13 protein-coding genes and 1 pseudogene are annotated in these 13,680 nt (G+C 72.2%); 8 read left to right on the forward strand and 6 right to left on the reverse strand.

The features are described from left to right. Window positions 1-5 precede the first annotated feature (5 nt). Window positions 6-806: an MBL fold metallo-hydrolase gene (locus AB0B29_RS03215; protein WP_362233221.1), complete on the reverse strand. Its 801-nt coding sequence runs from the start codon at window positions 804-806 to the stop codon at window positions 6-8. Between the two features lie 86 nt (window positions 807-892). Here AB0B29_RS03215 and AB0B29_RS03220 point away from each other — a divergent pair, with 86 nt between their 5' ends. Both AB0B29_RS03220 and AB0B29_RS03225 read left to right on the forward strand, forming a co-directional pair. Then, on the forward strand, window positions 893-1,486 hold the full coding sequence (locus AB0B29_RS03220; RefSeq protein WP_362233224.1) for a CGNR zinc finger domain-containing protein: 594 nt from the start codon (window positions 893-895) through the stop codon (window positions 1,484-1,486). Window positions 1,487-1,613: 127 nt separating this feature from the next. Continuing rightward, window positions 1,614-2,474 carry an RCC1 domain-containing protein gene (locus AB0B29_RS03225; RefSeq protein ID WP_362233226.1) on the forward strand — a complete coding sequence of 287 codons (861 nt, stop codon included), beginning with the start codon at window positions 1,614-1,616 and terminating at the stop codon, window positions 2,472-2,474. Between the two features lie 55 nt (window positions 2,475-2,529). Here the strand turns inward: AB0B29_RS03225 and AB0B29_RS03230 are convergent, their stop codons facing one another. The 3 genes and pseudogenes from AB0B29_RS03230 to AB0B29_RS03240 form a co-directional block, all read right to left on the reverse strand. After that, window positions 2,530-3,360: a tetratricopeptide repeat protein gene (locus tag AB0B29_RS03230; protein ID WP_362233228.1), complete on the reverse strand. Its 831-nt coding sequence runs from the start codon at window positions 3,358-3,360 to the stop codon at window positions 2,530-2,532. Window positions 3,361-3,552: 192 nt separating this feature from the next. Then, a complete protein-coding gene (locus tag AB0B29_RS03235) occupies window positions 3,553-4,356 on the reverse strand; it encodes a sugar phosphate isomerase/epimerase family protein (RefSeq protein ID WP_362233231.1) in 804 nt (267 codons plus the stop codon). A gap of 66 nt (window positions 4,357-4,422) precedes the next feature. Next, window positions 4,423-4,601 (reverse strand): annotated as a pseudogene (locus AB0B29_RS03240) (MarR family transcriptional regulator); the annotation flags it as partial. Between the two features lie 135 nt (window positions 4,602-4,736). Between AB0B29_RS03240 and AB0B29_RS03245 the strand changes: the two are divergent. Further along, complete coding sequence (locus AB0B29_RS03245) at window positions 4,737-5,309, forward strand: dihydrofolate reductase family protein (RefSeq protein WP_362233233.1); 573 nt, start codon at window positions 4,737-4,739, stop codon at window positions 5,307-5,309. A 101-nt stretch (window positions 5,310-5,410) separates the two neighbouring features. Here AB0B29_RS03245 and AB0B29_RS03250 read toward each other — a convergent pair whose 3' ends face one another. Beyond that, the gene (locus AB0B29_RS03250; RefSeq protein ID WP_362233235.1) at window positions 5,411-6,460 is read right to left on the reverse strand and encodes a LacI family DNA-binding transcriptional regulator; all 1,050 of its coding nucleotides are present in this window, start codon (window positions 6,458-6,460) and stop codon (window positions 5,411-5,413) included. Between the two features lie 334 nt (window positions 6,461-6,794). On the opposite strand from AB0B29_RS03250, the gene AB0B29_RS03255 reads away from it, so the two are divergent. From AB0B29_RS03255 to AB0B29_RS03270, 4 genes are all read left to right on the forward strand, one after another. Then, on the forward strand, window positions 6,795-7,946 hold the full coding sequence (locus AB0B29_RS03255; protein WP_362233237.1) for a Gfo/Idh/MocA family protein: 1,152 nt from the start codon (window positions 6,795-6,797) through the stop codon (window positions 7,944-7,946). Beyond that, entirely contained in the window at window positions 7,943-9,097 is a 1,155-nt protein-coding gene (locus AB0B29_RS03260; RefSeq protein ID WP_362233240.1) for a dihydrodipicolinate synthase family protein, read from the forward strand. The genes AB0B29_RS03255 and AB0B29_RS03260 overlap by 4 nt, the downstream gene beginning before the upstream one ends. A 32-nt stretch (window positions 9,098-9,129) precedes the next feature. Beyond that, window positions 9,130-9,927, forward strand: a complete 798-nt coding sequence (locus AB0B29_RS03265; RefSeq protein ID WP_362233904.1) for a sugar phosphate isomerase/epimerase family protein — start codon at window positions 9,130-9,132, stop codon at window positions 9,925-9,927. A 268-nt stretch (window positions 9,928-10,195) separates the two neighbouring features. Continuing rightward, window positions 10,196-11,380, forward strand: a complete 1,185-nt coding sequence (locus tag AB0B29_RS03270; protein ID WP_362233243.1) for a hypothetical protein — start codon at window positions 10,196-10,198, stop codon at window positions 11,378-11,380. Here the strand turns inward: AB0B29_RS03270 and AB0B29_RS03275 are convergent. Continuing rightward, window positions 11,346-12,344 carry an EamA family transporter gene (locus AB0B29_RS03275; protein ID WP_362233246.1) on the reverse strand — a complete coding sequence of 333 codons (999 nt, stop codon included), beginning with the start codon at window positions 12,342-12,344 and terminating at the stop codon, window positions 11,346-11,348. The two genes, AB0B29_RS03270 and AB0B29_RS03275, sit on opposite strands and share 35 nt — an antisense overlap. A 135-nt stretch (window positions 12,345-12,479) precedes the next feature. Between AB0B29_RS03275 and AB0B29_RS03280 the strand changes: the two genes are divergently transcribed. After that, window positions 12,480-13,397 (forward strand): LysR family transcriptional regulator, encoded by a 918-nt coding sequence (locus AB0B29_RS03280; RefSeq protein ID WP_362233907.1) that lies wholly within the window; start codon window positions 12,480-12,482, stop codon window positions 13,395-13,397. Window positions 13,398-13,680 lie beyond the last annotated feature (283 nt).

Raw genomic sequence — 13,680 nt, forward strand, 5'->3', positions numbered from 1 at the left:
GCAGGTCAGGCGCCCTTGCCCCAGTCCAGCCGGTCGGCGAGTCCGGCGGCGGTGAAGGCCGTTTCCAACTGCTCGCGGCCCTCGGTGAAGTGCGCCCAGCTGTCGTAGTGAACGGGGACCACGCGGCGGGCGCCGAGGATCTGCGCGGCCTGTGCGGCCATCGCGCTGTCCAGGACGAGGACCTGGTTGTCGAAGAGGACCGGGAAGCGGGGCGCGCCGGCGAAGAGGACGGCGGTGTCGACGGAGCCGAAGCGGCCGGCGATCTCGCGGACCGCGTCGAGTGAGGCGTTGTCGCCGCTGACGTAGACGGTGGGCAGGCCCTCGCCGGTCAGGACGAAGCCGACGACCTGACCGGTGAACGGCTCGACCTGCTCGCGGGGGCCGGGCCCGTGCAGGGCCGGGACGCCGGTCACGGTGACCGTGCCGCCGCCGGGCCGGTCCAGCTCGACGGACTCCCAGTCGGCCAGGCCCCTGACCTTGTCCCCCAGGTCCTCGCGCAGGCGCTCGCCGCCGCCCGGCGTGGTCAGGGTGAGGGGTATGCCGGGGAGCAGGGCCCGGCCGGAGGTGTCGAGGTTGTCGGCGTGCTCGTCGTGGGAGAGCAGCACCACGTCGACGCCGCCGAGGTCGGCGGGCGTGGCGGTTGCGGGCGCGGTCTTCGTCAGGAGCGGGCCCCCGGGCCGGGCGTAGTCGCCGGGGGCGTCGAAGGTCGGGTCGGTCAGGAAACGCAGGCCGCCGTACTCGAAGTGGGCGGTCGGGCCGCCGAGGACGCGGACGGGGAAGTCGGCCGTCACGGGAACAGAAGACATGAAGCACCTCACGGATAGAAACCATCGAACCGTGAGATGACCGTAGCCCCTTCTCACGGATACGGGCAAGCCTTAACATGAGAAACATGGAGGAGCCCGTGACCGAACAGCCCGCCCCGCCGCCCGCCCAGGGCGAGGAGGAGCACCCCTCCCTGGCCCTCGCCAACACCGCGATCGCGCTGCCCGGCGGGCGCACGCTCGACCTCTTGGGCACCCCCGCGCAGGCGAACCACTGGCTGACCCAGCGCGGCCTCGCACCGGTCGACGCCGGCATGCGGGAGATGTGCGCGGCCCAACTGCGGGCGCTGCGCGAACAGATCCGATCACTGTTCGCCGCCCGCACCGACGGCGTGCCCGCACTGCCCGCGGCGGTGACGGCCGTCAACGACGCGATGACCAGGGTCCCGACGGCCCCGCTGCTGCGGTGGGACGACACGACCGGCCCCTACCGCACGGCCCCCCACCCCACCACCGCGATCGTCGACCTCGCCCTGGCGACCCTCGCCGCGGACGCCGCCGACCTGCTCACCTCCCCCGCGGCCGAGCGCCTGACCGCCTGCGGCTCCCCTCCCTGCAGCCGCTACCTGCTCCGCCACGGCCGCCGCCACTGGTGCTCCACCCGCTGCGGCGACCGCGCCCGCGCGGCCCGGGCGTACGCACGGCGTACCGAGTCGCTCTGACTCCGCCCCGGTCATGGACGAGGCCTGTGGGTGAGCCGTGCCCTCCGCTCTCCGCGACGCCCTGATGTCCCGTCCGGAGCAAGGTGCAATTCATGGCGCGCGAACGCGCCGAGCACAAGGAGGCGTCATGCTCGCCAAGTCGTCGGCGCTGGCGGCCGGACAGCGCCACTCGGTCGCACGGCGCCGCGATGGAACCGTTCTCGCCGTGGGCAACACCGCAGCCGGCGAATGCCGGGTCGAGCGATGGGAAGACGTCGTCGCGGTGGCAGCCGGCAACGTCCATACCGCGACGAACACCGGCAGGTCCCACACGGTGGGACTCCGGTCGGACGGCACGGTGCTGGCAACGGGGTGGAACGGCGACGGGCAATGCGACGTTGCCGGATGGCGGGGCGTCACAGCCGTGGCCGCGGGCTGGCGCCGCACGCTGGGGCTGCTCACGAACGGCCGCGTGCTGGCGGTCGGCCGGAGTTCGGAAGGGCAGTGCGACGTGCAGTCCTGGCGCGAGACGGTCGCCCTCTCGTGTGGTGACTGGCACTCGGTCGGCATCCGGTCGGACGGTTCCGCACTGGCCGCGGGGAACAACCGACGACGGCAGTGTGCCGTTGAAGGGTGGCGCGACCTGGCCGCCATCACGGCCGGGTACCTCCATACCGTCGGCCTCAGAGCCGACGGGCGGGCTCTGGCGACCGGAGACCGGGCGACCGGGGCGTGCGAGGTCGACACGTGGGAAGACCTGGTGGCGCTCAGCGCGGGCAGCTACCACACCGTCGGGGTCACCGCGTCCGGACACGTCCTCGCAACGGGAGACAACAGCCACGGACAGTGCGAGGTCGACGATTGGCGCGACATCGTCGCCGTGGCGGCCGGTTCGACGCACACCCTCGGCCTGCGCGCCGACGGCACGGTCGTGGCCACAGGAAACAATGCCGACAGCCAGTGCGAGGTCGATGCCTGGTCCGGGGTCCGGCCTGGCACTTTGCGATAGCCGGGTGAGCTGCCATGGGAGCGCCTGCGACTCGCCCCGAGCGGGGGCGCCGCGCTTACGGTCGAGTGCCGTCGATGTGTTCGAGCAGCGTCCGGGCTTCGACGGTGCGGCGGTGATCCGGGCCGAAGGAGGCCAGGCAGACATCGTGAGCGGCTGCAGCCCGGCGACGGGCATCGGGAACGCGGCGCAACCCGAACAGGGCAGTGGCAGAGGCCAGTTCGACGGCACCGGCATCTGGACGGCGCTGGTACTCGGGCAGAGCGCGGTACAGCTTGTCGGCGCCCTGCGCCTCGGTGAGGGCGTCTTCGTGTCGGGCTTGGCCGTTGAGGCTGCGGGCCAGGCCGAGTCGCAGAACCAGGGACATCCGGTCCCGTGCGTCATAGGCCGCCAGGGCCTCGCGGGCGAGTGCCTCGGCCTCCTGGTGGCGCCCCTGCGCGTTGAGGGCGAAGACCAGCCCATTGCGGGCGGCCGCTGCCACGCGTGACATATCCGGGCCGGTACCGCGGCCCGCGGCCTCGGCGACGGCCGCACATTCTGCCTCGCACTCGGCGTACTGACCGAGCGAGATCATCTGCTGGGCGCGGTCCGAGCGCAGCTTCAGGGTCAGGCAGTGATCGGCTCCGAATATCCTGCTGAAGGCAGACAGCGCTTCGTCGTAGGTGGCGAGTGCCTCGGCATGGCGGCCCTGGGCACCCGTGGCGAGCGCGGCGATGTTCAGCGCCACGGCTGCGTACTCGTCGTCGCGCGGCCGCGATCGGGCCACGGCGCGGGCTTCGGCCTCCGCCTCGGCGTAACGCCCGGCGTCGTAAGAGGCTTTCGCCTCAGCCACCGGCGTCCCCGTCATTCGTTCGGCGTCGCTTCGGCCGCGCGGCCGTAAAAATCTCATGCCCGGGAGCATACGCATGCTGCGCAGACTGCTCGGCGAAGAGGCAAAGAGGTGGCGGCCCGGCCGTGTGGAGGGCTCGCTGCCCCTGCGCGCGACGCGGGGCCGGATGCCGTGGCTGTGTGACCGTCGGCGCAGGTGATGGCGGCGCTCATGGTGCCGGCCGTGGCGGTCCGGCCCGCCGACGACCGACCCTCACGCCGACTCGTTCAGCAATCGGCTCAGGTGCTCACGGCCCGCTTCCAGGAGGTCGGGCAGCGGCGGCGCCGCCTCGTACCAGCGCTTCTCGTACTCCCAGCACAGCCAGCCGTCCCAGCCGTGGCGGGAGAGGACCTCGACGCACTCGGCCAGGGGCAGTACGCCCGCGCCGAGCGGCAGGGGGGTGGTGTCCTCGACGGAGGCGATGTCCTTGACCTGGACGTAGCCGAGGTGGGGCGAGAGCGCCGCGTAGGTCTCGGAGGGCTGTTCCCCGCCGAGCCAGGTGTGCATCACGTCCCACAGGGCGCCGACCTGGCGGTGCCCGACGAGGCCGAGGATCCGCATCGCGTCCGCGGCGGTGCGGTGCGAGTCGTGGGTTTCGAGGAGGATGCGCACGCCGAGGTCGTTCGCGTGTTCGGCGGCCGTGCCCAGGCGGCGGGCGGCCGTCGCGTCGGCCTCCTCGGGGGTCTGGACGTCGAGGTCGCCTCCGGGGAAGACCCGGACGTACGGGGCACCGAGGTCGCGGGCCAGGTCGAGGAGGGCACGGATCTCGGCCAGGACGGGCTCGTCGTCGCCCGGCGCGGCGACCTGCGCGTAACCCGCCAGGCCCAGGAGCTCTACGCCCGCTCCCTTGAACTCGGCCGCGACGTCAGCCCGTTCGGCGGGGCCGAGGCCGGTGTGGACCGGTTCCTCGGGATGGCTGCGCAGCTCCACGCCGTGATAGCCGTGGGTGGTCGCGAGCCGCAGGACGTCGGGCAGGGGCAGGCCGGGGACACCGAGGGTGGAGAACGCCAACTTCATGTGGACGGACCCTACCCGGCACCCCGGCCTACGACTCCTCTCCGTCACTCCTGTGTTGCGTCAAGATCCAGCCGCCAGTCCTGGCCGGTCAGGTAGCAGCCGCAGGCGGGCGGCGCCGGGCGCGTCGTCCCGTACGCACAGCACACACCCCACCGGCCGGCCGGCTCGGCGATGCAGGTCCGCTCCCGGCGTGGGTCGTGGTCCTCGGCGTGGTCGGCGACGATCCTCGCCACGAGTGCCTCGTATGCGCGGCGCCCAGGACAGTCGCGACCAGGCACGAGATGATCCACAGGGGGAGACGGTCGGGAGACGGCCGATGAGTTTCTCCGTGCTCCGCAGTCAGAAGAAGAGAACCCGACACGAGACACCGAGGACCCAGGATGCGCACTCTGATCAGCACCGCTTTCATCTCGCTCGACGGCGTCGTCGAGGCCCCGGGCGGCGAGCCCGGTTACCGGAACTCCGGCTGGACCTTCAAGCACGCCGGGTTCCTTCCTGAGGCCTTCGAGATCAAGGGCCGGGAGCAGAAGGAAGCCACGGCGATGATGATGGGCCGCACCAGCTACGAGGCGTTCAGTCCGGTGTGGCCCGACATGGAGGACTTCGCCGACTACAAGGTGATGCCGAAGTACGTCGTCTCCACCACCCTCGCCGAGGAGAACCTGGTGTCGAACTGGGGGGAGACGACGATCCTGCGGTCGCTCGACGACGTCGCCGCGCTGAAGGAGACCGAGGGCGGCCCGATCATCATCCACGGCAGCGCCTCCCTCAACCAGGCCCTCTCGGACGCCGGGCTGATCGACCGTTACCACCTGCTCGTCTTCCCGCTCCTGCTCGGAGCGGGCAAGCGGCTCTTCAGCACCACGGACAAGGACGCCCAGAAGCTGCGCCTCGTCGAGCACGAGGCCTACGCCAACGGTCTGCAGAAGAACGTCTTCGACGTCGTCCGCTGAGCGTCTGCGCACGGGCCGCGGGGCCGACCACCAGCCGCGCCCCCCTCAAACGCCGGCACCCGCGCCCCCGCCGCCGACGAGGCCCCTCGAGCCCCAGCGCCTCAAGAAGACCGCGGCACCCCGCTGGACCCCCGCACCATCAACTCCCCGCGCACCGAGGCGATGCCCCCGTGCGGTGCCTCCTCGCGGCCCATCGCGATCCGGCCGGCCCGGGCGCCGGCCTCCGCCAGCGGCAGCCGTACCGTCGTCAGCGAAGGCACCGCGTCGATGCTGAACGGCAGGTCGTCGAAGCCCGCCACCGACACGTCCTCCGGGATGCGCAGCCCCGAGTCCCGCAGCGCGGCGCACGCGCCCAGCGCGACGGAGTCGTTCGCCGCGACGACCGCCGTCAGCGACGGGTCACGCCGCATCAGCTCCAGCGTCGCCTCGTAGCCGGACCGCCGGTCGTAGCGCCCGTGCACCGTCCATCGCGGGTCCTCCTCGATGCCGTGCGCGGCCAGCGCGGCCCGGTGGCCCTCCAGCCGGTGCCGGGTGGTCGTCCGCTCCTGCGGGCCCGCGATGTACCCGAGCCGCCGGTGCCCCAGCCCGATGAGGTGCTCGGTCAGCTCCTGCCCGCCGCCCCGGTTGTCGAAGGTCAGCGCGATCGCCCCGGTGTCCGGCGCCTGCGGACGTCCGCACAGCACGACCCTCGTCCCGGCCTCGGTCAGCTTGCGCACCTTCGCGTCCATGGCCGCCTTGTGCGGCGCGTCCTCGATCGCCCCGCCGGTCAGCACCACGGCCGCCGCCCGCTGCCGCTGCAGCAGCGTGAGGTACGTCAGCTCCCGCTCGGGAGAGCCGCCGGTGTTGCAGACCACCGCGAGTCGCTCTCCACCCGCGCGTCCGCCCGGCCCGCCGATCTCGCCCTGGATCGCGCTCGCCATGATCCCGAAGAACGGGTCGGCGATGTCGTTCACCAGGATTCCGACCAGGTCGGAGGTGGCGGCGGCCAGGGCGCTCGCGGGCCCGTTGAGCACATAGTCCAGCTCGTCCACGGCCTTCAGCACCCGCTCGCGGGTGGAGGCCGCCACGGGGTAGTTCCCGTTCAGCACGCGCGACACCGTCGCGGGTGAGACCTGGGCGCGGGCCGCCACATCCGCCAGGGTCACCGTCATCTCGTCGTCCTCCGGTCGCGCATCTTGTCTCCGCCCTCGTACACACTCAGACCACAGGCCATGGTTCCGGGCAGAACAGCAGGTGGACCGCCGCTGCCCTGACGAACCCATGGCCATGGTTCCGAGCAGACCTTAAGCCCCCGACCCCCTGTTGTTCGCCCCCTCGAACAACTCGTCCTGGTCACGGTCTTGTCCGGACCAGGGTTCAGAGGCTAGCTTCTCCGTATATAGAAAGCGCTTGCTGCATCGCTCACCAGTCCCACGGCCGGCCGGACGGGCCGCCTGTGAAGGGTGGGGCGTACGCGGCGCGACGACCGCGTACGAAGGGAACGACGTGACACGCAAGACGGTGCGTATCGCCATGAACGGCGTGACCGGGCGCATGGGCTACCGCCAGCACCTGGTCCGCTCCATCCTCGCCCTCCGCGAGCAGGGCGGCCTCGACCTCGGCGACGGCACCGTGCTGTGGCCCGAGCCGATCCTGGTCGGCCGCCGCGAGCACGCGCTGAAGACGCTGGCCGAGCAGCACGGACTGGAGCACGTCTCGACGGACCTGGACGCGGTCCTCGCCGACGAGACGGTGGACATCTACTTCGACGCGCAGGTCACCTCCGCCCGTGAGGAGGCGCTGAAGAAGGCCATCGCGGCCGGCAAGCACATCTACACCGAGAAGCCGACCGCCACCGGTCTCGACGGCGCCCTGGAGCTCGCCCGGCTGGCGAACGAGGCCGGCATCAGGCACGGCGTCGTCCAGGACAAGCTCTTCCTCCCGGGCCTGCTGAAGCTGAAGCGCCTCATCGACGGCGGCTTCTTCGGACGGATCCTGTCCGTGCGCGGCGAGTTCGGCTACTGGGTCTTCGAGGGCGACTGGCAGACCGCCCAGCGCCCCTCCTGGAACTACCGGTCCGAGGACGGCGGCGGCATCGTCGTCGACATGTTCCCGCACTGGGAGTACGTGCTGCACGAGCTGTTCGGCCGGGTGAAGTCCGTCCAGGCGCTCACCGCCACGCACATCCCGCAGCGCTGGGACGAGAACGACAAGCCCTATGACGCGACCGCCGACGACGCCGCCTACGGCGTCTTCGAGCTAGAGGGCGGCGCCATCGCCCAGATCAACTCCTCCTGGGCCGTCCGCGTCAACCGCGACGAGCTGGTGGAGTTCCAGGTGGACGGCACCGAGGGCTCCGCGGTCGCGGGCCTGCGCAACTGCCGTGTGCAGCACCGCAGCGCCACCCCCAAGCCGGTCTGGAACCCGGACATCCCCGCCACGGAGGTCTTCCGCGACCAGTGGCAGGAGGTCCCGGACAACACCGAGTTCGACAACGGGTTCAAGGCCCAGTGGGAGCTGTTCCTCAAGCACGTCTACGCCGACGCGCCCTACCACTGGGACCTGCTGGCCGGTGCCCGCGGTGTGCAGCTGGCCGAGCTGGGCCTGAAGTCCTCGGCCGAGGGCCGCCGCCTCGACGTCCCGGAGATCTCGCTGTGACGATCCGACTTCCCGGCACCGACGGAGCGTTGCGGACCTACGAGCCGCGCACCGAGCCCCTGGCCGTGAACCCCGGCACGCCCTTCACCTCCCGCACCGTCTTCTCGGCCGCGCACGTCGTCGCCGACCCGTACGCCGACGTCTCCCCCGACTCGCCCGCCGCCGTCGACTGGGACCTGACCCTCGCCTTCCGCCGTCACCTGTGGTCGCACGGTCTCGGCGTCGCCGAGGCCATGGACACCGCCCAGCGCGGCATGGGCCTGGACTGGGCGGGCGCGGCCGAGCTGATCCGCCGCAGCGCCGCCGAGGCCAAGGCGGTCGGCGGTCTGATCGCCTGCGGTGTCGGCACCGACCAGCTGACCGGCCCTGCCACCCTCGCCGAGGTCCGCGCGGCCTACGAGGAGCAGCTGGCCCTCGTGGAGGAGTCCGGCGCGCAGGCCATCCTGATGGCGTCCCGGGCGCTCGCTGCGGCGGCCTCCGGCCCCGAGGACTACCTGGAGGTCTACGGCCACCTTCTGCGCCAGGCCTCCGAGCCGGTGATCCTGCACTGGCTCGGCCCGATGTTCGACCCGGCCCTGGAGGGCTACTGGGGCTCGGCCGACCTGGACGCGGCGACGGACACCTTCCTGGAGGTGATCGCCGCCCACCCCGACAAGGTCGACGGCATCAAGGTCTCGCTCCTGGACGCCCGGCGCGAGATCGACATCCGCCGCCGGCTCCCGCAGGGCGTGCGCTGCTACACCGGCGACGACTTCAACTACCCGGAGCTGATCGCGGGCGACGAGCAGGGCTTCAGCCACGCGCTGCTCGGCATCTTCGACCCGCTGGGCCCGCTGGCGGCTCAGGCGGTCCGGGTCCTGGACACGGGCGACACGCAGGGCTTCCGCGGGCTGCTGGACCCCACGGTCGGACTCTCCCGCCACCTCTTCCAGACGCCGACCCGCTTCTACAAGACGGGGGTCGTCTTCCTCGCCTGGCTCGCGGACCACCAGCCGCACTTCACGATGGTCGGCGGCCTGCAGTCTGCCCGCTCGCTGCCGCACCTCGCGAAGGCGTACGAACTGGCCGACGGGCTGGGTCTGTTCCCGGACCCGAAGCTGGCGGAGGAACGGATGAAGACGCTGCTGAGCGTGTACGGGGTGAACCAGTGAGCGGGTCGCTGGAGCGCTTCTCCATCAACCAGATGACGGTGAAGCAGCTGTCGTTGCCGGAACTGGCCGACGGATGCGCCCGGCTGGGCATCCGCAACGTGGGGCTCTGGCGCGAGCCGGTGCAGGCGCACGGCCTGGAGGCCACGGCCAAGCTGGTCCGGGACGCCGGTCTGACGGTGACCACGTTGTGCCGGGGCGGCTTCTTCACGGCGATCGATCCGGCGGAGCGCGCCGAGGCGCTGGCGGACAACCGCCGTGCGATCGACGAGGCGGCGGTCCTGGGCACGGACACCCTGGTCCTGGTCTCGGGCGGGCTGCCCGCCGGCTCCAAGGACCTGCACGGCGCCCGTGAACGCATCGCGGACGCCCTGGCGGAACTGGGCCCGTACGCGCAGGAGCACGGCGTGCGCCTGGCCATCGAGCCGCTGCACCCCATGTACGCCTCGGACCGCTGTGTGGTGTCGACGCTGGCCCAGGCCCTGGACCTCGCCGAGCGGTTCCCTGCGGACCAGGTCGGTGTCACGGTCGACACGTACCACATCTGGTGGGACGACACCGCGCCCGCGCAGATCGCCCGGGCCGGTACGGAAGGCCGCATCCACACCTTCCAGCTGGCCGACTGGACGACCCCCCTCCCGGAGGGTGTTCTCACCGGCCGCGGCCAGATCGGCGACGGGTCGATCGACATGCGGGAGTGGCAGGACCACGTGGAGGCGGCCGGCTACACCGGCGCCATCGAGGTGGAGCTGTTCAACGACGTCCTGTGGGCCCGTGACGGCCAGGAGGTCCTGGCCGAGACGGCGCAGAGGTTCACCGAGCACACCCACTGATCCGGCTCCCCAGCCGGCCGCTGCCCCGCCCCGTCGACCAGGGGCGGGGCAGCGGCATGTCCGGGCCTTCCCCGGAGCCCCGTGAGCCCCCCGGGGGGCAAGCCGCTCCGGATGCAGCCACCCCCGGGGCGTGACACGCTTTTCCCAAGGACTCGGCCGGTCGCGGTGCTCTCTCTTCTCCCCCAGGGCCTGTCGTACGGATCAGGTCGTCTCAGGTCGCAGACGCGGGGGCGAACGACAAGCCTCAGCCACGATTCGGAGAGCAGCCATGGCTGACTTCCTCGTCAACACCACCACGTCCGGCGACCAGCTCCAGCCCGCTGTCGACGCCCTGTTCGGCACGCAGTTCCTGGAGCTGTGGTCGGACGAGAGCGACTTCGTCATCAAGGGCCGGTTCCTGGGGGACGACGGCGACAAGCTGGGGGACGAGTTCGCGGTCAGTACGCAGCCGGCGGACGGGCCGGCGGTGCGGCCGCTGTGGCCGTCCGTGCTGTCCGCCGGGATCGGCGGCCAGTTCGCCGTGTGGCTGGAGACCCCGCTCGGCACGCCGGGCCCCAGTCCCTGCGTGAAGCTCCAGCGGTTCACCGAGGGCCGGAAGTCCGGTCCCGGGACGCTGGTCACACAGGACGCGGATGCGCAGGTCAGGCCCTGCCTCGCGTTCATGATCGACGGTGGCGTGCTGGTCACCTGGGCGAGCCCGCGCCCCGACCGGCGCATCCGCGCCCGGCGCTTCCACGCGGACGGCAGCCCCGCGACACCGGAGTTCACGGTCAGCACCACCGAGGGCTTCCATGAGAAGCCCGCCGCCTCCATCCTCACCAACGGCAACGTGGTCGTCGCGTGGTCGACCGACCCCTCGTCGATCGGCGGCGGCCGGCTCGCCCTGCGGTTCTTCGACTTCGAGGGCAACCCGCTGGGCGGGGAGATCCAGCCGGACGTCGGCGGATTCACCGGCGTCAACGCGATCACGCTGCTCGACAGCGGACGCTTCGTCGTCGCGCACATCGAGGGCATCCAGCCCAGCGACCTGGGCAAACCGCAGACGACGGTGGCCGCGAGCATCTTCCAGCCGGACGGCACGGAGACTTTCGACATCACGGCCGGGAACCCCAGGGGCGTCACCCGGAGCTCCCCGGCCCTGTCCCGGCTGCCGAACGGACGCTTCCTGATGGCGTGGGTCGAGGAGAGCGCGGACACGCACGACACCGTGCCGACGGTGATGGCCAAGGTCTGCTCGGAGAGCCAGGGTTCACTCGGCGAGCCGGTGCGGGTCAGCACGGCGGACCCCGGGCACCGGTCCCACACCTGCGCCGCGACGGCCTTCGGCAACGGCCCGGAGAGCGTGCTGATCACCTGGGACGACGACAGTCACCTGGACGGAGACGCGGGTTTCGGCGTACGGGCCCGCACGTTCCACGTCAGCCCGCCCGGGATGCTGGTCGAGGCGTCCTGACCGCGGCCGTCGGGTCCGAGGACACCGCGGCCGTCGGATCCGGGGGCACCGCGGCCGTCGGATCCGGGGGCGCCACGCCCGTCGGGCCCGGGGACACCGCGGGTGCGGGGCCGCGCGGTGTGCGGGACGCCAGTCCCACCCCGCCGACCAGCAGCGCCGCCGCGCACCACCGCAGGGGGCTCACCGGTTCGCCCAGGAAGAGGAACGCCGACGACATGCCGAACACCGGGACCAGGAGGGAGAACGGGGCCACGGTGGAGGCGGGGTGGTGGCGCAGCAGGAAACCCCACACGCCGAAACCGAAGACGGTGGTGATCCAGGCGACGTAGACGACCGTGCCCGCGCCCTGCCAGTCCAGGGCGCGCAGGGCCGCCAAGTCGCGCGCGGGGCCCTCCGTGAGGAGGGAGAGGGCCAGCAGGGGCAGGACCGGGACCGTGCTGACCCAGACCATGAAGTTCAGCGCGTCCGGCGGGGCCGCCTTGCGGGTGAGGACGTTCGACACGCCCCAGCACGCCGCCGCCCCGACGACCAGGGCGAACGCGCCGAGCGGACCGGAGGCGCCCTCGTCCACGGCCGCCACGGCGATGCCCGCCAGGGCGACCAGCATGCCCAGCAGGCGGACGCGGGAGGGCCGTTCGCCCAGGGTCAGGGCCGCGACGGCCGCCGTGAACACCGCCTGGATCTGCAGGACCAGGGAGGACAGGCCGGCCGGCATGCCCGCGTCCATGCCGACGAAGAGCAGGCCGAACTTCGCCACCCCGAGGACCAGACCGACCGCCACGATCCACTTCCACGCCACCTTCGGGCGGCCCACGAGGAACACCGCCGGAAGTGCCGCCGCGAGGAAGCGCAGCGCGGAGAAGAGCAGGGGCGGGAAGTGGTCCAGGCCGATCTCGATGACCGTGAAGTTGACGCCCCAGACGGCGGCGACCAGGACGGCGAGGGCGAGGTGTGAGGGGCGCATGCCGTGAGCATCGCCCGAGCGACCGTGAAGCACCAGCGATGATTGCTGCATGGTTGGATGAAGCATCGCTTAGCAAACCTCGAGCGGTCCGCCCGGCAGAACCCGAGCGGCCCGGTCAGCGGAAAGGGGTACCTCGTGCTCGACCTCCAGCGGTTGCGCGCCCTGCACGCCGTCTCCGTGCACGGCACCGTCGGCGCCGCCGCGCACGCGCTCGGGTACACGCCCTCCGCGGTGTCCCAGCAGATCGCCAAGCTGGAGCGGGAGACCCGGACCGTCCTGCTGGAACGGGAGGGCCGGGGCGTCCGGCTCACCGACGAGGCCCGCCAACTGGTGTCGGCCGCACAGGAGTTGCTGGCCATCGTGGAGCGTGCCGAGACCGAGCTGGAGGAGCGGCGGGGCCTGCCTTCGGGGCGGTTGACCGTCGCGGCGTTCGCGTCGGCGGCACGCGGGCTGATGCCGCGGGTGCTCGCCGAGCTGGGCCGCCGGCATCCCACCCTGGACGCCCGGCTGTCGGAGGTCGACCCGCATCTGTCCGTCGACCTGGTGGCGAAGGGCGCCGTCGACCTCGCCGTCGCGCACGACTGGGACATCGCGCCGCTGCCCGCCCCGCCGGGCCTGGAGCAGGCGGTCATCGGCGACGACCTGTGCGACCTGCTCGTCCCCGAGGGGCACCCCTTCGCCGGGCGGGCCGCCGTACGGCGGGAGGAGCTGGGCGGGGAGCGGTGGATCTGCCAGCCGCCGGGGCGGGTCTGCCACGACTGGCTGCTGCGGACACTGCGCACGGCCGGGCACGAGCCGGACATCGTCCACCAGGCCGACGAGAATCCCACCCTCGTGGCCCTGGTCGCGGCCGGGCTGGGTGTCGCGCTCATCCCGCGTCTGGGGCGCGGGCCGCTGCCCGCCGGGGTGGTGGAGGTGCCGCTCGACCCCATGCCGGTGCGGCGGCTGTACGCGCTGTGGCGGGAAGGAGCGGCACGGCGTCCGGCCATCGTGGAAACCGTGCGGGTGCTCGGCGAGCAGTGGCCGGAAGTGGCGGCTCATCCGCCCCGTTGACCTCCTGGTGTCCCCCGCGTCCCGACTTGCGGAAATCCGGGCCGAGTCGGGAACCCGGGGCGGACCGGCCCCGTCCAATCTCAGGCCGTCGGAGAGTCACCACGGTGCGGTGTCGGCCCTCGCCACTGGCTGCGATCGCTGACCACCCTCTCCGCCGTACCGCGGCCGGCGGCACCCGCCGCCATCGGCGCGTCCCCCTCCAACCGCGCCGGTGGCGGCCCCTTCGCGGTTGCTGCGCGTTCCCTTGACTGGCAGAAACTTCCCGGATATTCGTGACCCCTTG

It is taken from the genome of Streptomyces tibetensis, from assembly GCF_040647715.1.
GTDB classification, from domain to species: Bacteria; Actinomycetota; Actinomycetes; order Streptomycetales; family Streptomycetaceae; genus Streptomyces; species Streptomyces tibetensis_A.